Genomic DNA, 21,767 nt, shown 5'->3' with positions numbered 1-21,767 from the left:
AACGGTATGACATAAGGACTCCTATAGAGTTGCATATGTATATCAAATTCTGTATAATGATGTCTATAAATAATAGAATGTAATTAGTAAATAGATGGGAATAAAGGCAAAATTTTGGCAGAGGAACGGATGCTAATGGAAAATTTAAGTATAGATAGGATAAAAAATGCAGTAGAAAGTATGCAGCCTTTTTTTGATGTAGTTCGCTTAGTTGACACAGAAGAAACAACTGTTATAGCTTTTGGACAACAGGGGAATACCTTAGAAAAAAAGGAACCCTGCTATAAAATGTGGAACAAAGAAGAGCGTTGTGAGCACTGTATAAGTATGCAAGCCTTAATAGATGAATGTCAAAAGGAAAAATATGAGTTTCGGGATAATGAAGTATATCATGTTCTTTCAAGACCGGTTAAAGTCTTAGATGAAGTCGGAAAAGAATACAAGGTAATTGTAGAGATTGTAAATGGTGTTTCTGATGCCTCTCTTTTTCAGAAGTTTGGAATAAGTGATGTAGAAGATAGTAGTATTATTGAACTAATAGCAGAGACTTACCGTAAAATCTATGAAGATCCTCTTACTTTAGTCTATAACCGTAGGTACTTAGAGGAGTATCTTTTTCTTTATCGTCATAATAATAAGGCAGCTAAAAAGATAGCATTTATTATGGCAGACTTGAAAAAGTTTAAGGATATTAATGATAAGATGGGACATGAAATGGGAGACCATGTCTTAAGAGAGGTAGCAACAGTATTTAAAAAAAATGTACGTAAACAAGATTCCGTTATTCGCCTAGGGGGAGATGAATTTATTATTGTACTAGTTAATTGCACCAAAGAGGAGATTGAAGCAAAAATTCATTACTTACATCAAGAGGTGAACAAAATAAGTTTGGAGCTCAATAAGCAAAAATATGTAGATGTAGATTTTGGATATTCGTATACAGAGTGCTTTGAGGCTTCAAAGGAATTTATGGGTGAATTGCTAAAGAAGGCAGATCAGAGTATGTACAGGGCGAAAAAAGGGAACGATAGGTAGAAGTAGCAGATATTTCGTATGGAGTATCTGCTACTTTTATATTATAATGACAAAAGATAGATTAAGAAGCCAAAGGCTGGACAAGGAGATAGTATGAATCATACGATTAAAATGGGTTATTATGATAGCTTTCGTTGCAAAGCAGATCAATGTTCTTTTACATGTTGTCAAGAATGGCGCATTCCAATAGATGATGAGACAGCTAAAAAATGGCAAAAAGTCAAGCTAAGAGATACGCCTAAAGTGCTTTGTCATTACATACAAAAAGAAGATGAAGATTATATGATAGAGCTAAATGAAGAGAAAAAGTGTCCTTTTCTGAGTAAAGAAAAGCTTTGTAAGGTTGTGCTAGAATTAGGGGAAGCATTTTTAGCTGAAACCTGCATACGCTTTCCAAGACGTATTAATCAGTTTGAGGGGAGGATAGAATATGCTATAGATTTTGGGTGTCCAGAGGCTATAGACCTTATCAAACAGCAAGTAGATAGTGATTTATTTGTAGAGGAAGGAAAAGGTAAGAAGGAAGTGTCACCTTTATATGAACTAAGAAACTTGATGCTTGCTTTGTTAGAGGATGAAGGCTATTTCTTAACAGAGCGTCTCCTTATGATTTTTTATGTTCTCTTGGAGTTATTACAGGAAGCAGAGTTATCTTTAGAAAGTATTGAAGCCTATGAAGATGAAGACTATTTTGCTGCCTTGGCAGAGGAAATGAGAAAAATGGAGACACATGCAATAGATACACTTTGGGAAAGGAATGAGCTTTTTTTAGATATCGTTCAAGACTATCGTGCACAAGAAGTGTATGTGAATTATTTAGAGGAGCTTTCACAGTATGCTGAGAATTTAGAGCAGTATTATTCTGATCAAGAGCTTTTAGAAAAACTTCAGCAATTTGAAGGATTTTTCCTTGCTTATGAAAAGCTAATCAAGAATTATTGGATAGCAGAAGTCTTTGCAAGTTGCTTAACAGAGGAAATGGAGCTTCAGGATGTAGTAGTGGTATTTGAATGGTTAGTAATGACTTATAGTACCATGAAACATGCTATTTTTATAAAGTGGTTAATGGAGGATAAACAAGAAGTAGACTATATGTTAGTGCGTGAGTACATAACACTTATTTCAAGAGTAACAGGCTATGAACAAGAAGAGATAAGAGACTACTTAGTAAAGAGTTTTGAAGATGTTATTTTGGAGTGGGGATACCTGGCTCTTCTGCTTGGAGAGGGTAAATTATAAAAAGATAAATAGGAAAGGGATAGCTTATTTTTAGTAATAGGTTATCCCTTTTTCTGTAGTAAATATAGAAGAAATACTCCAAATATGTTATTATAATTAAAACAATTTTTATTTTTATAACATTATATGGGACAGGGGGATTTATAACAGGATGAAGCAAGTGATGATAGTTAAGAAAAGGCAAATTTTAAAGGTTATGATGGTGATGAGTGTTCTATACATTGTATGGAGTGCACAGGTGTTAAAGGCGAGTGTTATGGATAAAGAGCTACAGAAGTTGAAGTTAGAAGTGACAAATGTAGCTCGAGAGTTAACCACGGAAACAGCTAAGTTAAATCAGCTTAATACTCAGCAGCCTACATATACTATCCAAGGAGATGCGCTTAGGAAGGATAGTACAGGATTGTATGTATGGGGGATAGCTATTGGAAATGAGAACTCAGGACATGTAGGTTGGCAGTTACAAGAAGGTAACCTAAAAATTGTTAATCCAGATATGCGTAAAATGAATGCCATAGTCAACCTTTATGCTGATTCTAATCATTATTATTTAAAAACAATAACAGGTACTAATAGATATGGTGGGAAGGTTCCTGTTAAGGTTTATACAAAGACCGTGCCGACAGCTTTAAAAACTCAGCAAGATAAAGTAAGCAGTATATCCAAAAAAGTACAGATAAAAGCAAGTGCACTTGAAAAATATGTAGTAACAAAGTACAAGAAGCTTCTTGGGGCTACAACAAAGGTAGAAACACTTAAGACTTATACGAAAGAGTTGCAACAGTTGCATGACTTTCTTAAACAAAATGCAGAGAATAAGAATTTGTTTGCATTAGTAGAGAGCTTTTATTTACAAATAACCAAGTTTGACCCAAAGGATTTAGATACAATCTATACTTTAGCAAATTTTTATAAGGCTAATACAAATGAGGTAAAAGCCAATAATCTCTATAAAATGGTAGCGAAAAATTTTCCAGAAGAATTTATAAAAAGAGTAGATTTAAAAAATAATATTTGGTTTGCAACGGAGCTCTTAAATGAGGTAGGCTATCCTCAACATGCTGTCCAAGTAGTAGAAAATTATATGGAAGCTCAAAAGGATGCCCTTAAAAATCCAGTAGTAGCAGAGAACTATGTCCAGTATTTATATCAAGCAGCTATAAAAGCAAAGGATACTTCAGCAAAGAAAACTTACCTAGAAAAGTGTAGAACAACTATTGCAACCTATAATGTAACAGGTTTCAAAGGTATTATGCAAAGTAACCTATATGAAACAGTACTAAAGCTTTTAGGGGATATCTATGTAACTGAAGGAAATACAGAAGCAAGTAAGAAGATATATGATGAAATTGGGACGGGTAACTTCAACCAAATGACCCAATCTTATGAAAATGATAACAGTGTGCTAAAGCTAGCAGATGATTTAGCAAAAAAAGGAGAGTACAAAAAGAGTTTTGAGTACTTTGAAGAGGTTGTTAATCAGTATAACAAGTACAATTATGCCAATCAAAATAAAGATATGGAGCTCGTTTCAGAGAGTGACTATTCTAATTTACTCTTAGGTCTTGCTTATTTCAATCATACAAGGCCTAATGCAGAAGAATTAGACAATGGGCTAAAATATATTTATAAAGCCTATAAGCTTAATCCCAAAAATCCAATAGCCAATAATGCACTTGGCTATGTTTATAAATACTATTACACCAAGTATCCTGACAAATTTAAAGCGATAGAGTCATCAACTTTAAGTCAAAAAGATTTGACTATAAAAATAGTAGGTTATTATAATGAAGCCATCGAACAAGATTCTAATTACAAAAGGGCTTATGGCAACTTACAAGAAATTTATTCCAACGATTATCAACTAGAGGTGAAGGAGGCTTTAAAGAGCATCCATAAACTCAGTGATGGTAATGACTATTATACTAAGATAGCTGAACTTAAGAAAACCTATGATAATAAATCTTTAGATGAAAAGGGTTGGCCTCAAACAGGTATTGAATCTGTAGAGAGTTTTAAATAACTGCGTACTAAATTGAATAAGTGATAAAAACTATAGCAGAACTACTGATTCATTTGGGTAGTTCTGTTTTTAGATGCGGTTTAAAAGAGTATAAGAAAACACATCAAAAATAAGAATTATAACAATTGACTATAAATGGGGTGGTGATTATAATGGGGTGAATGATATATGGAAATAAGGTTTAAGCCTTAAAAGTCCTATAAAAGGGGAGGAAGTTATGGCGAGAAACTATACACAAGATATGACTAAAGGGAGCCCAACAAAGTTACTACTCATGTTTACCATTCCTATGTTAGCAGGGAATTTATTTCAACAACTGTATAACATGGTAGACACATGGGTAGTGGGTCAATTTGTAGGAAAAAATGCTTTGGGAGCTGTGGGCGCTACAGGTTCCATCGGTTTTTTGTTTTTTTCACTTAGCTTTGGATTAGGAGCGGGAATAGGCATCATTGTTTCACAGCTTTTTGGGGCTGGGATGATAGAAAAAGTAAAGAGGGCTATAGTCACTTCTTTTTATGTCATGCTTATGAGTGCGTTGATTATGGGTGGGCTTGGCATTCTTTTGGCAAGACCTGTGATGCAATTATTAAATACACCTAATGTGATGTTAGAGGATGCCGTTTTATACTTACAAATAACTTGTGGAGGGTTAGTCGCTGTAGCACTTTATAATGGGGTAGCCTCTATATTGAGGGCTTTAGGAGATACGAGGACACCCTTACTATTTCTTGCGGTAGCCTGTGTGATTAATGTAGTTCTTGACTTATTATTTGTTGTTGGCTTTAATATGGGTGTATTAGGTGTGGCTTTAGCGACAATCATTGCCCAACTTATAGCAGGCTTTGGATGTATGCTCTATGCATGGCTTAAGGTACCTGTTTTCAAAATACCTCTTAAAGAATATGTACCGGATTTACAACTCTTTAGGCAGTGTATTTATTTAGGTTTACCAGTAGCCTTGCAAAATGCACTGATTGCTGTTTCTTGTATTGTGCTACAAAGGGTAGTTAATGGGTTTGGGCCAACTATTTTAGCAGCATTTACTGTTGCTTCACGTTTTGAACAGCTTGTGCATCAACCTTTTACATCCCTAGGTGCAGCAATTGCTACTTATACGGGGCAAAATATGGGGGCAGGTAATCTGGAGCGTGTGAAGAGAGGCTTTTGGACAGGAGCTATGATTAGTACCCTGTTTAGTTTATTTATGCTCCCAGTTGCATGGGTAGGTGGAGAAACGATTATGGGCTTCTTTATTAAGGAACAAGATGTTATTTTAGAAGGGGCAAAAGGTATTCGTATTACCAGTCTTTTTTATGCAGGCTTGGGAATGATTTATGTAACAAGAAATGTCTTAAATGGTTGTGGAGATGTAAAGTTTGCCATGCTCTCTGGTTTTGTTGAAGTAGCAGGAAGGGTAGGTCTAGCAAAGCCACTTACCTTTATTCCTAGCATTGGGATGCTTAGTATTTGGTATACAACAGGGCTTACATGGCTTATAACAGGGCTTATAAGCTGTATCCGCTATGCACAAGGAAAATGGAAGGATAAAGGGATTGTAAAGCACTCATAATCTTACTAAGTGAAGATTTATGAGTGTTTTTTTTAGGGCAAATTACTTGTAAAGCTTTTTAAAGTCAGTGGGGGTACAGCCCTTTATGATATTAAACATACGTATAAAAGAAGATAAGCTACCAAAGCCTGATTGTAAGGCGATTTCAGTTACTGTTAACTGGTCGTCCATCAGTAGTTTTTCAGCATAGTGAATACGTTGCTGATTCAAATATTTATAAAAGGAAACATTGGCAAAGAGCTTAAAGAGTCTTGAAAAATGATATTTACTAAAGCCAGATAAAGAAGCTACAAAGTCTAGTGTTAAATTTTCTGTACAATGCTCATTAATATAGGTACAGATAAAAATAAATTTGTCTGCATACTCTTTTTCTTTAGAATTCGAACTTTCTTGTTTAGACGTAGAGGGATTAAGGTGACGTCCTAAAAGCACAAGTATTTCTATAAAATAAGCTAGCATCATAGAAGAATGAAGGGGAGAGGCAATAAGTGCCTCTTCTTTCATCTGAAGGAGTAAACGATGAATGGAGGGATGTACTTTAGGATGGGTAGAGGCGGTTAGATGAAAAACAGGCGCTAGTGGAGTAAGCGCAGCTTCAAGTTCCTTCATAGTATAGATTTGATTATAGTTCACCTGTAAAATAAGCCTTTCACCATTTTTAGGAGCTTTCATACTATGAAGGCAACCAGGAAACAGAACAAGAATGTCATTTTCTTCAAGCTGATAAACGGTATGATGGCAAGTTACCTCATAGGTACTATGAATGGGCATAATGATTTCATAGGCAGAATGCCAATGTCTCGGATAATCTTCACTTATGCTATTGTTATGAAGCAAAATACCGATGGAAGAGTCGAATGTAATTTTTTCTTGTAAACCATGCAATTCAGGTAACATTTTTCATCTCCTAAAATAGCAATTTTTTTGTGTTAAGAAGCAATAAATGATAAGAAAATAAAACTCTCTTTTGATATAGTTTAACTATAGTCTAACATAAAAGTATGGAGAGAGAAAAGGAGAAAATAAGGATGAAGAGGAAAGAGGCAGAGCAAAAAGCAAAAGCATTAGTAGCTCAAATGACTATTGAGGAACGAGCAAGTCAGCTTAAATATGATTCTCCTGCCATCAAAAGATTGGGAGTCCCAGCGTACAACTGGTGGAATGAGGCATTACATGGTGTAGCAAGAGCGGGGGTAGCTACAAGTTTCCCACAAGCTATTGGTATGGCAGCAACTTTTGATGATGAACTTATTAAGAGAGTAGCAGAAGTGATTGCAGAAGAAGGAAGAGCGAAATATAATGCTTATAGTCAAGAACAAGATAGAGATATTTATAAGGGACTGACCTTCTGGTCGCCTAATGTCAATATTTTTAGAGACCCTAGATGGGGAAGAGGCCATGAAACCTATGGAGAAGACCCTTATTTAACGAGCCGCTTAGGTGTAGCTTTTGTGAAAGGACTTCAAGGAGAAGGTGAAACACTTAAGACAGCTGCCTGTGCCAAACATTTTGCTGTGCATTCTGGACCAGAGGCAGATCGTCATCATTTTGATGCAAGAGTGAATAAGAAAGATTTATGGGAAACTTATCTACCTGCTTTTGAGGCTTTAGTAAAAGAGGCAGAGGTAGAGGCGGTGATGGGTGCCTATAATCGTACCAATGGAGAGCCTTGCTGTGGTAGTCCTACATTAATGAAAGAGATTTTACGTGAAAAATGGGGATTTAAAGGACACTATGTTTCTGATTGTTGGGCAATTAAAGACTTTCATGAACATCATAGGGTTACAAGTACAGCCCAAGAGTCAGCTGCACTTGCTTTAAAATCAGGTTGTGATTTGAACTGTGGAAACACTTATTTACATATTCTTTTAGCACATCAAAATGGACTTGTAACAGAAGAGGAAATTACAACAGCAGCTGAAAGGTTATTTACCACACGCTATTTATTAGGCTTATTTGATGGCTCCGAATATGATACGATTCCTTATGAAGTTGTAGAATCTAAGAAGCATCTTCAAGTAGCAGATGAAGTAACAGCTAAAAGCATTGTACTTCTTAAAAACAATGGCTTACTACCACTTTGTAAAGAAAAGATTAAAACGATTGGGGTAGTAGGTCCTAATGCTAATAGTAGAAAGGCTTTAATAGGGAACTATCATGGTACATCCTCTCAGTACATCACTCTTTTAGAAGGCTTACAAAGAGAAGTAGGAGATGCTATTCGTGTTCTTTACTCAGAAGGCTGCCATCTCTTTAAAGACCGAGTAGAGCCTTTAGCTTATAGACAAGATCGATTATCAGAAGCCCAAATTGTAGCAAAGCATAGTGATGTAGTTATTGTGTGTGTAGGTTTAGATGAAACACTAGAAGGAGAAGAAGGGGATACTGGAAATGCTTATGCTTCTGGAGATAAAAAGGATTTAGAACTTCCAGAGTCACAGAAAGAACTCATTGAAGTAATGGCCAAGATGGGTAAGCCTGTTATTTTATGTCTAAGTGCAGGAAGTGCTATTGATCTTCAATATGCTGACATGCATTATGACGCAGTACTCCAAACTTGGTATCCAGGAGCAAGAGGCGGCCAAGTGATTGCAAAGGCTCTTTTTGGTGAATTTTCACCTTCTGGTAAATTACCTATTACTTTTTATAGAGATTTATCAGGACTTCCTGCCTTTGAGGATTACAATATGAAAGGGAGAACCTATCGTTACATGGAGCAAGAAGCTCTTTATCCATTTGGGTATGGATTAACTTATGGTAAATGCACTCTACAAGAAGCAAGCTATCAGAATGGAAGTGTAAAGGTTGTTCTTGAAAATAAAGAAACCTTTGCTATGGAAGAGGTAGTACAGGTTTATATTAAAAATCTAGCTTCTACCTTTGCTGTGCCTAATCACAGTTTATGCGGCTTTAAAAGAGTTTCTTTAAAAGCTAAAGAAAGTAAGGAAATAGAAGTGAAGATAGATTCTAAAGCTTTTATGGTAGTAAATGAAGAAGGGGCATGGATACAGGATAGTAAGGACTTTGAGCTTTATATTGGTTTTGGACAGCCCGACAAACGCACTCAAGAATTAACCAAAGAAATAGGAATAAAAATAGCAATTCAGCTTTAATAGCATGGAAAGAAAGATTAAGGGTAGGCTACAGAACTCTAAAAGGGAGATGGAATGATGTGGTTGGAAGCAGAAGAAATTATGCAGATAAGAGTAAAGTGCAGTGAACCATTAGCAGTTGGTGATGGGGGAGCAGGTCACTTAAATGTTATTCCTATTACAGGAGGGAGTGTAACCGGTAAATATAGGGGAGTTGTGATTGCTGGTGGGGCAGATTGGAGTACTATAAAAAGTAATGGTGCACATGCCTTTGCAAAGTATTTGCTTCAAATGGAAAATGGTGAATATGTAGCAGTGGAAAATGAAGGTATTTTAAATCAGGATACTGCTAAAATACGTACGAGTCCTCGATTTTATGCAGATGTAAAAGGGGATTACAGTGAACTCAATAAAGGTGTTTATGTAGCAAGCCTGGAAACTGAAGCAGGAGAATATAAGGTTAATATTCATGTTTATAAAATGAGGTAAGTTGATGAAAAAAGAAGAGATTTACAAGCAAATTAAAAAGTGGAGACGGCAGGCTAAAGAGCAAAATCAGGGCAGTATAAAAGGGCAAGAAATCGTTTTTTCTCTCAAGGAGCAAAAGATAAGGGTATTGGTCTATAAGGCAAAAAAAAATGCTCCTGCCTATTTTAACCTTCATGGAGGCGGTTTTGTAATGGGGCAGCCAGAAGATGATGATTTATTTTGTGATAGGGTAAATAAAGAATTAGGTATTCACGTATTTAATATTGACTATCCTTTAGCACCAGAAAACCCCTTTCCAAAGGATAAAGAAACCGTTTATGAATACATTAAATATGTAATAGATCATGCACAGGAATTAGGAGTAGATTCCAAAAGGTTAATAATAGGAGGGCACAGTGCAGGAGCTAATATTGCAGCAGCAATTTGCCTAATGGCTAAGGAAAGAAAAGAGTTTTCTTTTCTGTTTCAATTACTAGATTATCCACCATTAGATTTAGCACTAGCACCAGAGAAGAAATTTTGGACAGAAGGAGCTATTAATCCTAATATTGCAAAGGTTTTTAACACTGCTTATAGAAAAGAAGAGCAAGCAAAACAGGCCTTATGTTCACCTTTATTTGCAACAGATGAGCAGTTAAAAGGCCTTCCAGATACACTTGTTATGACCTGCGAGTATGATTCATTAAGAGAAGAAGGCGAAGCCTATGCGAAACGTTTAATGCAAATGGGAGTAGAAGTAACAGGTAAAAGATTTTTAGATAGATATCATGGCTTTTCAATGCTAGATGATGAAAAAGGAAGACAAGCTATGAACTATATGATTCATTATATGAAAAGAAAACTTGTGCAGTAAAATTAATGTAATAAGATGGTAAAAAATAGTATATTTTTTGTTTTTTAAACTATTCAAATGATAATTTTAGAGATATGATAAATATATGCACCTTGTGTGGTTGAAATGTTTAGTGAAAAATAACATTAAATCAAACGCAAGGTGTTTTTTTAGTAAGAGATGAAGGTGTATGAGAAAGAGAGAGGGAATAGAAAGAGGGGATGACTAAAGGTGAGACAAAAATTAGAGGTTAAGATAGCTGCCATTTATTTTATCATTATAGGTGTCATCATAGGGAGCTATTTTATAGCATTTAAAACAATTTATGTAAATCATGAATTAAAAGTAATGGGAGAAGAAAGTGTAAAAACACTACATACGATGAAAACAGCTACATTGGCTATCATTGAGAATGCAGACAACTACTCTAAGATTCTACTTGCAGATGATGATATTCAAGAAGTATTAAAGACGGGAGATATTTATAGCAATTTACCCGGTCAATTTAAAGTTGCTAAAAGAATTTATGGACTTTTACAGTTTGCTAAGGATATAAGTGGTGTGTATCTTATTGATCAAAAAGATCAGATTTATTCTGTTGGAGCAAGAGAGGATTTAGTAGGGAGATTAGAAAATAAAGGGCATATTCCTTGGTATCAAGACACCGTTAAAAAAAATGGAAATTATTTATTATCATTAGATAGACAAGGTATTACACGTAAACTAACAGGTAAACAAGTATCTCTTATTAGGGTTTATAAAGATTTAAAGGATTTTCAGAATATAGGTATTATATCTGTTAACATTGATATCATGGCTTTCCAAGGAACATATAGGGAGATATTAAAGGAAGATAAGGAACAAATTATTTTTTTAGATAATCAAAACAGGATTATATGCCAAAATGGATTGAATTTATTAAATGGTAAGCAAAGGGAAGAATTTCTAAGCAGGTTATGTGCTTCTAAAGAGGGTACCCTTAAGGATACGCTTAAAGTTGAAAAGAAAAAGTATTTAGTTACAGGCGTAGTTATACCGTCAGAAGGTTGGAAGATTATTAGACTTCAGCCATTAGATATAAAACAAGAGAGTCTGGGTGTACTGACAACCAATATCCTATTAGTTCTTCTAAGTGCAGTACTTATTTTATGGGGAACTATACTGGTTGCTAATTTAATAACTGTACCTATTCAGCATCTACTTATTTCTATGAAAAGTGCAGAAAAAGGGGAGTTTATTAAAGTAGAGTATAAACCTTTTTTTGATGAATTCAGATATCTTTTTGAAGGGTATAATCAATTGCTTGATAAAATTAGCCTTTTACTAAGGCAGACAGTAGAAAAGCAAAAGATGATTCGTAAAGTGGAGCTCAATGAAATGCAGGAACAAATGAAACCACACTTTTTATACAATACATTAGATTCTATTCAAGCACTGGCAATGTTAGGTGAACTAGATAAAGTTTGTGAAATTGTAGAGGCATTAGGAGATTTTTATAGGAAGAGTGTTAGTAAGGGAAAGGAAATGCTTAGCATCAATGAAGAATTAATTATTGTAGATGATTATATTAAAATTATGAAAATACGCTTTGCAAATTTATTTGAAGAAACCTTTGACATACAAGAAGAATGTAAAGCTTATTTAATTCCTAAGCTTACTTTACAACCTCTAGTTGAAAATGCGATTCATCATGGTTTAAGGGAGAGAGCAGAGAATGGAACCTTACACATAAGTGTAAAAGTCAAAGAGGAGTGGGTACATATACGTGTTGCTGATAATGGCTCAGGAATACCTGAGGATGTAGTAGAGGAACTAAGAGCGAACATAGGAAGTTATAAAGGGAAAAGCTTTGGTTTAAGGGGGACTATTGAGCGAATGTGCATCATTTATGGGGAAAATTTTAAATATGAGATTAAAAGCAAGGCAAATGAACTAACGGATATTAGTTTTTATATCCATAATACTGCATTGGAGGTATAGGTATGGAGAAGTTAAAAGTCATCTTAATAGATGATGAGACATTGATTCGTAAATTGCTTCGGATGAAGATTGATTGGGAAGAGTTAGGGATGGAAATAATTACTGAATTTTCTAGTGCTAGAAAAGCCTTGGAGGAAGTACAAAAATGGGATCCAGATATCATTATCACAGATATCTGTATGCCAGGAATGGACGGGATTGCATTTAGTGAAGAGTGTATTAATCTAATGCCAAAGGTAAAAATTATTATATTAACAGGACATGATGAATTTAATTATGCTATGAAAAGTATTAAAATTGGTGTATCCGACTATATCTTAAAGCCTATTAAGGCAGAGGTTATTGCTCAAACCTTATGGAAGACACGGGAAAAGATAGAAAAAGAAAAAAATTATCAAGTAGAATATGAAAAGTTAGCTGCTCAAATTGAAGAAAACTTACCTCTTTTTCAAGAGAGTTATTTAAATCAGGTGCTCTTAGAGTCTGTAACCTCGGAAGTATTTTGTAGGAAAATGAGGTTCTACCAAGTAGATTTGCATCCTACTTCTCAAGAAGTGCAGATAGCTGTCCTAGAGATGATGTATGCTAATAAAGAAAATAGGAGCAATGAGGAAGATCAAAATGAAATGATTTTACATATAAAAGCGAGAAAGTTGACAGAAGAATTTTTTGCGGGGGATGCATATGTTTTATTTTGTAAAGATGGTTTTGGACGAATCGTTATTTTATCCAATAATCCGCAGGTACCTTTAAATGATTGCTTAGAACTTCTTAGGAAAATGCTCATTACACGTCTGAAATGTTATATAAATATTGGTATGAGTTCAAAGAAAGTAGGCTATAGTCAGATTACTACTGCTTATAAAGAAGCAGTAGAGGCTTTGAATTATAAGGTAGTAGAAGGAAAAAATTGTGTAATATGCTATGAAGATTTAGCAAACACTGTAGGGAGTCTATCAGTAGAAGAAGAAAAGTTATGGAAGGAAGTAAAAATTTATGTGAGTGCTGGTAGACGAGAACAAGCGGAAAGCTGCGCGCAGGTGCTCTGGGAGAGCGCATCAAGGGAAGGGTACAAAAACGGATATAAGCTAAGAAATTTATTTATAGAAATTGTTTCATGGTGTTTTAATGAAGCAGTAAAAAATGAGTTTTCAAATCAAAAAGAGTATCAGCAAAGACTTACAAAAGTTAATGAGCGTTCATCTGGTTTTGTAGCACTTGAAAAATATATGCTAGAGTGTATAGGAATGCTTACCACAGAGATGGCAGCTAAAGATGAAAAGAAAAATGGGAGTATGATACAGGATATTTTAGTATATATAGAAAAGAATTTAAGTAATCCAGATTTAAGTATGAATCAAGTAGCAGAGCAATTTTATATTAGTGCAGGTTATTTAGGAAGACTCCTAAAAAAGAAAACAGGTAAGACCTATGGGGAGTATTTGTCAGAACTGCGTTTTAAAAAAGCAAAGGAATTATTAGAGGCAACGGACTTAAAAGGATATGAGATAGGAGAAGAGATCGGGATTTCAGACCCTCATTATTTAAGTATATGGTTTAAAAAAATGAGCGGTTATTCACTGAGCGAATTTAAACGTCAAAATGAGGTTCAAAAAATGAAAGTTTGAAAGGTAAGAAGTTTAAAAAGTGAATGATACAGTAAGAATAGTGAATTAATTTTCATACCTATCTTCGTTATAATGAGTATAAGCAATTCATAATGTTTTGAAGGTTAGACCTAAAAATATGAAAAAGAAGAATGGAGGAAATCGGTATGAAAAAACATTTTAAGAATTTATCAGCCCTGCTCTTGATGGGAACTATGGTCATGAATATGACAGCATGTGGAAAGGCAGAGGAAAAACAAGGAGCAGTAACACCGGAGGTAAAAAAAGAGAGTACAGACACAGGTAAAAAAGCAGAAGAAGAACAGATTACTATTACTTTATGGCATCAATCAGTAGCAGACACAGACCCAGTAAAACGCATTATTGAGGATTCAGTAGAGGAATATCATGCTTTGCATCCTAACATTACCATTGTTCAAGATGGTGTAACAGGTGAACAATATAAAACTAAAATTAAAACAGCTTTTGCAGCAGGGGAAGCACCAGATATTGCTTACATGTTTGGAGGAGGAAGCTTTGTAAAGCCTTATATTGATGCAGGATATTTATTGCCTATAGATGAGTATTTGACAGAAGACACTAAATCTAAAATATTAGATGGTATGTTAGAGAACTGTATGTATAATGGAAAAACCTATACACTTCCAACAATTACTTTTTTAGCTAATCTTTATTGTAATACAGAGATGTTTGAGAAAGCAGGAGCAGAGTACCCAACAACTTGGGAGGAATTATTAGAAGCTTCTAAAAAGTTGCGCGCAGCAGGCTATACACCTATTATTTTAGGGGAAAAGATACCTGGCCAGGTATGTATTGGTATGATATTATTTCAGCTAGACAGGCTGGAAATGCAGCTGTTATGGAAGCATTTAAAGACACTTCAAAATTTAATAGTGAACCTTTTATCAAGGCTGCAGAGAAGATGCAAGAATTAGTTAAAATTGGTGCATTTAATGAAAGTATGCTTAGTATGAGTTACAGTGAAATGGTAGATGGTTTTGCAGCAGGTCAAGGGGCTATGATTTTCCAAGCAAACTGGGTACACCCTACCTTTGAAGATGCAGAAGCAGTAACAAATGGAAAGGTAAAAGCTATTGCTTTCCCTGTATTTGAAGATGGGGTGGGAACAGCTACTGAGTTTTCAGGTGGTGGAACAGATGGCTATTATATCAATGCAAGTACAGAGCACCCTAAAGAAGTGGCAGAATATTTAGCTTATTTAAGTGAAAAGATTGGTAGAGAAGGGTATTTAGATAATGCAGGTCTTGCTTGTTGGGATATTTCAGGTTTAGATACAAGCAGTGTGTCTACCTTAGCTAAAGAATCAGCACAACTTATGGAAACAGGAACCTCTTATATTACATGGTGGGATAATATTCTTCCAGCAGACAGTTCAGAGAATTATAAGAATCTAGTAGCGGAGTTACTTGCACTTAAGATTACTCCAGAACAATTTGCAGAACGAATGGGTAAACTTAATCCATCAGAGCTTTATTAATGAAGTAAGTAGGAGAGGGCTGTCTTAAATGGCAGCCCTAAATTTGTAAATAGGGGTGATTTTTTATGACTAAAATTTTATCAGATAAGAAAGCTATTTTCATTTTTATGTTTCCTACTCTTTTCGTTATGGCACTGATTGTTGTTATACCTATTTTTATATCAGGTTATTACAGCTTGCTGAGTTGGGATGGCATAGGAAAAGGGACTTTTATAGGTTTAAGTAATTATAAAGAATTAATGAGTGATATGCGCTTTATGAACTCTATTATCCACTCATTGCTTTTTGCAGGACTTTCATTAGTAGTTCAGCTTCCTTTTTCACTATTGATTGCTATTATTATTGCACAGGGAGTAAAAGGGGAAAAATTTTATCGTACTGTATACTTTATACCAGTTATTATTTCTACCGTAGTTATTGGGCAGCTTTGGCAGAAGATATACAATGCAGACTATGGCTTATTAAATGATATCCTCCAATCTATAGGGTTAGGGTTTATTGCACAAGATTGGCTAGGTCAAGAGAAAACTGCTTTAATGTGTTGTTTCATACCTATTCTTTGGCAATATGTAGGCTATCACATGCTTATCATGTATGCAGGGATTAAAGGTATTTCAACTGAAATTAATGAGGCGGCAGTTATTGATGGGGCAAGTAAACATCAAATAGCATGGTATATTACTATTCCTTTATTAAAGCCTATTTTAAAGGTATGTATGACCTTTTCGTTAATTGGTGCACTTAAGGTATTTGACCTCATATATGTTTTAACCAATGGAGGTCCTTTCTTTTCTACAGAAGTGCCAAGCATTTATATGTACACTACCATTTTTGATTCTTTTAAATATGGTTACGGCAGTGCTATTTCTATCTTTATCATTATAGAATGTTTATTTTTCACGATGTTACTCAATAGTTTATTTCGTAAGGGGAAGGAGGCATAAGATATGAGAGAGAAGCTTGGAAAAGTAAGTATACAAATGTGCCTAATACTATTTGCAATTGTACAGCTTTATCCATTAATATGGTTAATATTTTTTTCACTTAAAGGAAACAGTGAGATTTTTGGGGGGAATATTGCTGGTCTACCTGAAAAGTGGAAATTCGAAAATTATGTAAGTGCTTTTAAGCAAGCAAAGGTATTAGATTACTTTGGAAATAGTGTGTTTGTTACAGCTATTACGATTTTACTTGTTATTATACTTTCTGCTACATCTGCTTATGCCATTGAACGTATGGAATGGAAAGGAAGACAAGTAGCTATGAAAGTAATTTTATTAGGCATGATGGTACCTATTCATGCTGCACTCCTCCCACTTTTTATGGTATTAAAAAATATGCGTCTTTTAAATACTTATTGGGCACTTATTATTCCTTATGTAGCCTTTGGACTTCCTATGGGCATTTATATTGTCAGTAGCTTTTTAGCATCACTTCCAAGGGAATTAGAAGAAGCAGCAGCCATTGATGGATGTGGAATTTATCGTATATTTGGGGAAATAATGTTACCACTTGTGAAGCCAGCTTTGGCAACAGTTGCTATTTTTACTTACCTTTCAGCATGGAATGAACTTATGTTTGCAGTAACTTTTGTAAGTAAACGAGAATTTAAAACAATTACAGTTGGTATTATGTCTATGATAGGAACTTATACAACTAAATGGGGTGAAATAGGAGCAGGTTTAGTTATTGCAACTATTCCTACGATTTTAATTTATATTTTGTTAAGTGAGCAAGTACAAAAAAGCTTAGTAGCAGGGGCAGTAAAGGGATAAAGATATGGAAGATATAAAGAGGGTCTGTAAGAGGTGTTTAATTAGAGAAACAGATCAGAAAGAATTGTATCACAATATGTATACCTATATTTCACAGCTAGATGAAGAGATAAAGACTACAAAAGAATTTTATGAAAAGCGTTTAGAGATATGTAAGGCATGTAAACGGCTTATTGAAGGTATATGCAGTGCTTGTGGTTGCTATGTGGAAATGCGAGCAGCTATTAAAGTAAGGCGATGCCCTTATGAAAAATGGTAGTAAATAAAAATGGGAATAAGAAAAGAGTACCAAGTGAAGAAGGAGAAAACAAATGGCAAAATGGTATATAAACCCTCATATTAAAAAAGGACATATTCATAAAGAACTACAAGGTCATTTTTCAGAGCATTTGGGTAGATGCATTTATGAAGGTCTTTATGTAGGAGAGGAGAGTCCGATTCCTAATAAAAAGGGTATGCGTATAGATGTAGTAGAAGCTTTGAAAAATATACAAATCCCTGTATTACGTTGGCCAGGAGGATGCTTTGCAGATGAATACCATTGGAAGGATGGTATAGGTCCTAAAGAAACGCGAAAGAAGATGATCAACACACATTGGGGGGGAGGTGTAGAAGACAATAGCTTTGGAACCCATGAGTTTATGGAGCTTTGTGAGCAGCTGGGATGTAAAACTTATATAAGTGGCAACCTAGGAAGCGGAACAGTTCAGGAGATGTCTGAATGGGTAGAATACATGACTTTTGATGGCTTATCTCCTATGGCAGCTTTGCGAACTGAGAATGGTCGCAAAAAGCCTTGGCGAGTAGATTATTTTGGTATAGGTAATGAAAACTGGGGGTGTGGTGGCAACATGACGCCTGAGTATTATGGGAACGAATACCGTAGGTATCAAACTTATGTACGAAGCTATCAGCCAGATAAGACCATCTTTAAAATAGCTTGTGGGGCTAATGGGGATGACTATGCTTGGACAGAGGGAGTTATGAAAACTACCTATACGAATGCTCAAAAGCAATTGCATGGCTTTATGGATGGACTATCTCTTCACTACTACACTGTTCCAGGTACTTGGGAACACAAAGGAAGTGCCACACTTTTTGATGAAAAAGAGTGGTATACAACGCTTAAAAAGACACTTTATATGGAAACGCTTATTAAATGTCATGAAGAAATCATGAATCAATACGACACGGAACATAAGAATGCCATTATTATTGATGAGTGGGGAACCTGGTACGACCCTGAACCAGGAACAAATCCAGGCTTTTTATATCAGCAAAATACAATGCGAGATGCACTGGTGGCAGCAATTAATCTAAACATATTCAACAAAAATTGTAATAGAGTACGTATGGCGAATATTGCACAGGTAGTCAATGTCTTGCAGGCGGTTATACTAACTGAGGGAAAAGAAATGGTGTTGACTCCTACCTATCATGTCTTTGATCTCTATAAATATCATCAAGAAGCAGAGCTTATAGAAAGTCATATAGAAACAAAAGAGATTGGAGTAGGAGAAGAACAGGTGCCTAACTTAACTGAGTCTGTTTCACTAGGGCAAGATGGCAAACTTCATCTTACACTTGCTAATCTATCAATAGAGGAAACTTATCCCATTGAAGGATTATTTACAGACACTCAGATTCTCTCAGCAGAAGGAAGTATCCTTAAAGGGAATATGAGAGACCATAATACCTTTGAGGAAAAAGAGAAGGTAAAGCTAGAGCCGTTTACTAAGATAAAGATAGTAGATGGGCAAGTACACTTTGAAATCCCACCTTGTAGTGTAGTGCATCTAGCACTAGGAATAGATTGATAATTATAGAGTATAAAAAATAAGAGCAGCACAAGGCTAATGAGTAGTCTTGTGTTGCTTTTATTTTTTATACTCCAATTTAATCTTTGTTTACGATTAGATATTAAATTTCTGAAAAGCATAGTTTTCTTAAAAGGTACAAGTATATTTTGCGCGATATTGTGAAGGAGAAACTCCATAATATCTACGAAATACTTTACTGAAATAGTGATTATCTGTATACCCAAGACGCTCTGAAATATCTACGATTTTAATTTCAGCATGAGCTAGAAGCTCAATAGCACGTTCCATACGGAGTTGGACAACATATTCATACATAGTGCAACCATATTTTTGGCGGAATAATTTGGTTAAATACTCTACGGAGAAAAAATATTTTTCTTCAAAATCCGTTATTTTTATATTAGTACAGTAATTACTATCAATATAATTTTTGATATTAGTAATGATTTCATCAGAAGTAATAGCTTCATGCTCGACCTGTGTGTTAAAAGTTTCATGAGGATTTATTTTTAAGATAGCATGACGTATAGCGGCATTTAATTCTTCTGCAACAATGGGTTTAAGTAGATAGTCACATACACCGTAGCGAATAGCATGTTGAGTATAAAGGAAGTCATCATAACCACTAATAACTATAAATTGAGAGGTGGGAAATTCTTTAGAGGCTACATTTAAAAAGCTGCATCCATCCATAATGGGCATATTCATATCTACAAAAACAAGGTGAGGCTTGAGTTCACGCATGGTGCATAGTCCTTCTTTGCCATTAGAAGTCATTTCGGGAGGTTCAATATGAAGCTGTCTCCAAGCTCCAAGTTTACTAATTGCGATACGAACGGGTTTTTCGTCATCAATAATTAACGCTCTATACATGGACATCCTCCTTTATAGCTGGAATGGTTAAGGTAATTTCGGTATAGTTATTAACCTCACTTGTAATGGTAAGATTTGCAGGTTCTGCATAGAGTAGTTTTAGACGAACATATAAATTGGGAAGGCCTATACCACCACCTGTTCCTGGAATAAACTGTTCTTCAAATTCTTTATATAATTTTTCAAGCTGTTCTTCAGATATTCCACGCCCATTATCCTTTACTTTAATAATCATTTGGTTTTTCTCTTGTTTAACAGATATTAAAATTTTTATAGAAGTGTTTCCAGGATGAATACCATGAAGTAGCGAGTTTTCGACAAGCGTCTGTATACTGATTTTAGGAATGAGAAAGTTAAGTGTAGATTCTTCAATATCCATTACAACCTCCAAATTATCATCCATTCGTATTTTTTGTAAATAAATATAATTTTGGACATACTGTATTTCCTTTTGCAGAATTACTAGGTCACTATCTTTTATACTGTAGCGCAAGGTAGAGGCAAGGGAGGTAATCATGGTATTTAGTTTAATCTGATCGTTCATGAGTGCTTCAGTTGATAGGGCTTGTAAGGTGTTGTAGAGAAAATGGGGGTTTAATTGTGCTTCTAGAGCAGTAAGCTTGGCATTTTTTTCACTTAATTCGGCAATATAAGTACGTTTAATGAGTTCGTCAATGTGATGGACCATGGAATTAAAGCTGTCCGTTAATTCTATAATTTCTTTACTTCCATTGTGTGGGATAAAGAGATTAAAATTGCCTTGTCCAGCAAGTTCCATTTTACTTGCTAAAACCTTTAAGGGATGGATGAGGAAACGAATCAGAAGATTAATAAAAAATGTGGTACATAGCCAAATAAAGATGCCCGTCATAACAATAGATTTTCTTATAGCACCTATTTGTGAATCGATATAAGCTATAGGAGTCAGAGAAATAAGAGTGATCCCATAAATAGTACCTGTTGCCTGAGTGAGTAAATAGTCGGAGTTATTTAAAGTGACCAGGGTGTAACTGTCTTTATATAAACGAGTTTCAGCTAGTAGTTTTGAAATGGAGGTTGTTAGAGAAAGGCCTTGAGTACTAGAAAAGATCAATTCTCCTATTTCATTATAAAAGAGAAAAATATTACCATTTTGTGCATGATTATTTAAAAGACTCTGCAAGGCTTTAGTATTCACCTTTACTTCTACAAGGGCTTGAGGCGCTTGATTTTTAATACGAATAAGGGCTTGGTAGAAGGTAAAAAAGGAGTCTTTAGTGTGTGAAGGTAACAGAATATGGTTATAGGAGCTAGTAATACATGCTTGTTTGATATCTTTTAAAGTACTAGCCTCCATGGTATGTAGGGTAATACGTTGTTCACGAGAAGTACGTCCCACTCTAAGGTTTTGATTAAGAAAATAGATTTGGTAATCAAGAATATCATTTCTAGTGTAATAATAATAATACATTTGTTGTTTGATATAATCTCTATCTTTTCGTAGAAAAAGAGAGTTTTGATTAACTAACTGTGTAAACTGACTATCATAGCAAGGTAGGATGCAGTAGTTAGCAAGAGTCTGTAAGTAGTGTTCAAGATTTTGCACCTCTAGAGTTAGTAAGCGTTTAGTTGTATCAACATGATTATGTATTGTATTTGTACGAGTAGCAGTATAGTCTTTGTAAATAAGAGTAAAAGCAATAAGTGTACAAATGAAAGTGATAAATAAAGCAAGCTGTAACCAAAGAGAGGTACGATGAATGAATTTTAATAATTTGTTTTTTAAGACTTTTAACATAACTACTCCTAAATATTTAGAATTACTTGTATTAACTATACAATATATCCAAACAAATCACAATTGCAATAATAAGATGTTATAAAATGTACACCTTATTGTTCAGAAAAGTACATTTAAAGTATAAATGTAT

At 34.8% G+C, this 21,767-nt stretch carries 18 protein-coding genes; 15 read left to right on the top strand and 3 right to left on the bottom strand.

Going from position 1 to position 21,767, the window contains the following annotated elements; all coding sequences use genetic code 11:
* The first annotated feature begins 135 nt into the window (after positions 1 to 135).
* From CS063_RS13215 to CS063_RS13200, 4 genes are all read left to right on the top strand, one after another.
* Entirely contained in the window at positions 136 to 1,035 is a 900-nt protein-coding gene (locus CS063_RS13215; protein ID WP_180270796.1) for a GGDEF domain-containing protein, read from the top strand.
* A gap of 93 nt (positions 1,036 to 1,128) precedes the next feature.
* On the top strand, positions 1,129 to 2,274 hold the full coding sequence (gene fliB, locus CS063_RS13210; RefSeq protein ID WP_099450179.1) for a flagellin lysine-N-methylase: 1,146 nt from the start codon (positions 1,129 to 1,131) through the stop codon (positions 2,272 to 2,274).
* 151 nt (positions 2,275 to 2,425) lie between these two features.
* Positions 2,426 to 4,297: a tetratricopeptide repeat protein gene (locus CS063_RS13205; protein WP_099450178.1), complete on the top strand. Its 1,872-nt coding sequence runs from the start codon at positions 2,426 to 2,428 to the stop codon at positions 4,295 to 4,297.
* A gap of 217 nt (positions 4,298 to 4,514) precedes the next feature.
* Complete coding sequence (locus tag CS063_RS13200; protein WP_099450177.1) at positions 4,515 to 5,870, top strand: MATE family efflux transporter; 1,356 nt, start codon at positions 4,515 to 4,517, stop codon at positions 5,868 to 5,870.
* Positions 5,871 to 5,912: 42 nt separating this feature from the next.
* On the opposite strand, the gene CS063_RS13195 is transcribed toward CS063_RS13200, so the two are convergent.
* Positions 5,913 to 6,767, bottom strand: a complete 855-nt coding sequence (locus CS063_RS13195) for a helix-turn-helix transcriptional regulator (protein ID WP_099450176.1) — start codon at positions 6,765 to 6,767, stop codon at positions 5,913 to 5,915.
* Positions 6,768 to 6,898: 131 nt separating this feature from the next.
* On the opposite strand from CS063_RS13195, the gene CS063_RS13190 reads away from it, so the two are divergent.
* The 11 genes from CS063_RS13190 (at position 6,899) to CS063_RS13145 (ending at position 18,981) form a co-directional block, all read left to right on the top strand.
* Positions 6,899 to 8,983: a glycoside hydrolase family 3 C-terminal domain-containing protein gene (locus CS063_RS13190; RefSeq protein WP_099450175.1), complete on the top strand. Its 2,085-nt coding sequence runs from the start codon at positions 6,899 to 6,901 to the stop codon at positions 8,981 to 8,983.
* A gap of 54 nt (positions 8,984 to 9,037) precedes the next feature.
* Complete coding sequence (locus CS063_RS13185) at positions 9,038 to 9,451, top strand: DUF3237 domain-containing protein (RefSeq protein ID WP_099450174.1); 414 nt, start codon at positions 9,038 to 9,040, stop codon at positions 9,449 to 9,451.
* 4 nt (positions 9,452 to 9,455) lie between these two features.
* Positions 9,456 to 10,304 carry an alpha/beta hydrolase gene (locus tag CS063_RS13180; RefSeq protein ID WP_099450173.1) on the top strand — a complete coding sequence of 283 codons (849 nt, stop codon included), beginning with the start codon at positions 9,456 to 9,458 and terminating at the stop codon, positions 10,302 to 10,304.
* Between the two features lie 210 nt (positions 10,305 to 10,514).
* Positions 10,515 to 12,263 (top strand): sensor histidine kinase, encoded by a 1,749-nt coding sequence (locus CS063_RS13175; protein WP_099450172.1) that lies wholly within the window; start codon positions 10,515 to 10,517, stop codon positions 12,261 to 12,263.
* Between the two features lie 2 nt (positions 12,264 to 12,265).
* Positions 12,266 to 13,891, top strand: a complete 1,626-nt coding sequence (locus CS063_RS13170; RefSeq protein ID WP_099450171.1) for a response regulator transcription factor — start codon at positions 12,266 to 12,268, stop codon at positions 13,889 to 13,891.
* A gap of 146 nt (positions 13,892 to 14,037) precedes the next feature.
* Entirely contained in the window at positions 14,038 to 14,826 is a 789-nt protein-coding gene (locus CS063_RS17905) for an ABC transporter substrate-binding protein (protein WP_308415509.1), read from the top strand.
* Positions 14,715 to 15,389 (top strand): extracellular solute-binding protein, encoded by a 675-nt coding sequence (locus CS063_RS17900; protein ID WP_308415513.1) that lies wholly within the window; start codon positions 14,715 to 14,717, stop codon positions 15,387 to 15,389. Before CS063_RS17905 ends, CS063_RS17900 begins: the two co-directional genes overlap by 112 nt.
* 65 nt (positions 15,390 to 15,454) lie before the next feature.
* Positions 15,455 to 16,333 carry a carbohydrate ABC transporter permease gene (locus tag CS063_RS13160; RefSeq protein ID WP_099450170.1) on the top strand — a complete coding sequence of 293 codons (879 nt, stop codon included), beginning with the start codon at positions 15,455 to 15,457 and terminating at the stop codon, positions 16,331 to 16,333.
* Positions 16,334 to 16,336: 3 nt separating this feature from the next.
* Positions 16,337 to 17,164 (top strand): carbohydrate ABC transporter permease, encoded by an 828-nt coding sequence (locus tag CS063_RS13155; RefSeq protein ID WP_099450169.1) that lies wholly within the window; start codon positions 16,337 to 16,339, stop codon positions 17,162 to 17,164.
* 4 nt (positions 17,165 to 17,168) lie between these two features.
* On the top strand, positions 17,169 to 17,423 hold the full coding sequence (locus CS063_RS13150) for a DUF6171 family protein (protein WP_099450168.1): 255 nt from the start codon (positions 17,169 to 17,171) through the stop codon (positions 17,421 to 17,423).
* Between the two features lie 52 nt (positions 17,424 to 17,475).
* The gene (locus CS063_RS13145) at positions 17,476 to 18,981 is read left to right on the top strand and encodes an alpha-N-arabinofuranosidase (RefSeq protein WP_099450167.1); all 1,506 of its coding nucleotides are present in this window, start codon (positions 17,476 to 17,478) and stop codon (positions 18,979 to 18,981) included.
* A gap of 129 nt (positions 18,982 to 19,110) precedes the next feature.
* Here the strand turns inward: CS063_RS13145 and CS063_RS13140 are convergent, their stop codons facing one another.
* Both CS063_RS13140 and CS063_RS13135 read right to left on the bottom strand, forming a co-directional pair.
* Entirely contained in the window at positions 19,111 to 19,857 is a 747-nt protein-coding gene (locus tag CS063_RS13140) for a response regulator transcription factor (RefSeq protein ID WP_180270795.1), read from the bottom strand.
* Positions 19,850 to 21,634 carry a sensor histidine kinase gene (locus CS063_RS13135; protein WP_099450165.1) on the bottom strand — a complete coding sequence of 595 codons (1,785 nt, stop codon included), beginning with the start codon at positions 21,632 to 21,634 and terminating at the stop codon, positions 19,850 to 19,852. Before CS063_RS13135 ends, CS063_RS13140 begins: the two co-directional genes overlap by 8 nt.
* Between the last annotated feature and the right edge of the window lie 133 nt (positions 21,635 to 21,767).

Origin of the sequence: Sporanaerobium hydrogeniformans, from assembly GCF_002735925.1 — a bacterium.
Classification (GTDB): domain Bacteria; phylum Bacillota; class Clostridia; order Lachnospirales; family Cellulosilyticaceae; genus Sporanaerobium; species Sporanaerobium hydrogeniformans.
The sequence above is the reverse complement of the archived record's forward strand: the minus strand, read 5'-3'. Positions and strand labels throughout refer to the sequence as shown.

Excerpts from the sequence above, each read along its gene's own strand:
- CS063_RS13215 (WP_180270796.1), top strand. The coding sequence starts at position 136 with ATGGAAAATTTAAGTATAGATAGGATAAAAAATGCAGTAGAAAGTATG.
- fliB (WP_099450179.1), top strand. The coding sequence starts at position 1,129 with ATGAATCATACGATTAAAATGGGTTATTATGATAGCTTTCGTTGCAAA.
- CS063_RS13205 (WP_099450178.1), top strand. The coding sequence starts at position 2,426 with ATGAAGCAAGTGATGATAGTTAAGAAAAGGCAAATTTTAAAGGTTATG.
- CS063_RS13200 (WP_099450177.1), top strand. The coding sequence starts at position 4,515 with ATGGCGAGAAACTATACACAAGATATGACTAAAGGGAGCCCAACAAAG.
- CS063_RS13195 (WP_099450176.1), bottom strand. The coding sequence starts at position 6,767 with ATGTTACCTGAATTGCATGGTTTACAAGAAAAAATTACATTCGACTCT.
- CS063_RS13190 (WP_099450175.1), top strand. The coding sequence starts at position 6,899 with ATGAAGAGGAAAGAGGCAGAGCAAAAAGCAAAAGCATTAGTAGCTCAA.
- CS063_RS13185 (WP_099450174.1), top strand. The coding sequence starts at position 9,038 with ATGATGTGGTTGGAAGCAGAAGAAATTATGCAGATAAGAGTAAAGTGC.
- CS063_RS13180 (WP_099450173.1), top strand. The coding sequence starts at position 9,456 with ATGAAAAAAGAAGAGATTTACAAGCAAATTAAAAAGTGGAGACGGCAG.
- CS063_RS13170 (WP_099450171.1), top strand. The coding sequence starts at position 12,266 with ATGGAGAAGTTAAAAGTCATCTTAATAGATGATGAGACATTGATTCGT.
- CS063_RS17905 (WP_308415509.1), top strand. The coding sequence starts at position 14,038 with ATGAAAAAACATTTTAAGAATTTATCAGCCCTGCTCTTGATGGGAACT.
- CS063_RS13160 (WP_099450170.1), top strand. The coding sequence starts at position 15,455 with ATGACTAAAATTTTATCAGATAAGAAAGCTATTTTCATTTTTATGTTT.
- CS063_RS13155 (WP_099450169.1), top strand. The coding sequence starts at position 16,337 with ATGAGAGAGAAGCTTGGAAAAGTAAGTATACAAATGTGCCTAATACTA.
- CS063_RS13150 (WP_099450168.1), top strand. The coding sequence starts at position 17,169 with ATGGAAGATATAAAGAGGGTCTGTAAGAGGTGTTTAATTAGAGAAACA.
- CS063_RS13145 (WP_099450167.1), top strand. The coding sequence starts at position 17,476 with ATGGCAAAATGGTATATAAACCCTCATATTAAAAAAGGACATATTCAT.
- CS063_RS13140 (WP_180270795.1), bottom strand. The coding sequence starts at position 19,857 with ATGTATAGAGCGTTAATTATTGATGACGAAAAACCCGTTCGTATCGCA.
- CS063_RS13135 (WP_099450165.1), bottom strand. The coding sequence starts at position 21,634 with ATGTTAAAAGTCTTAAAAAACAAATTATTAAAATTCATTCATCGTACC.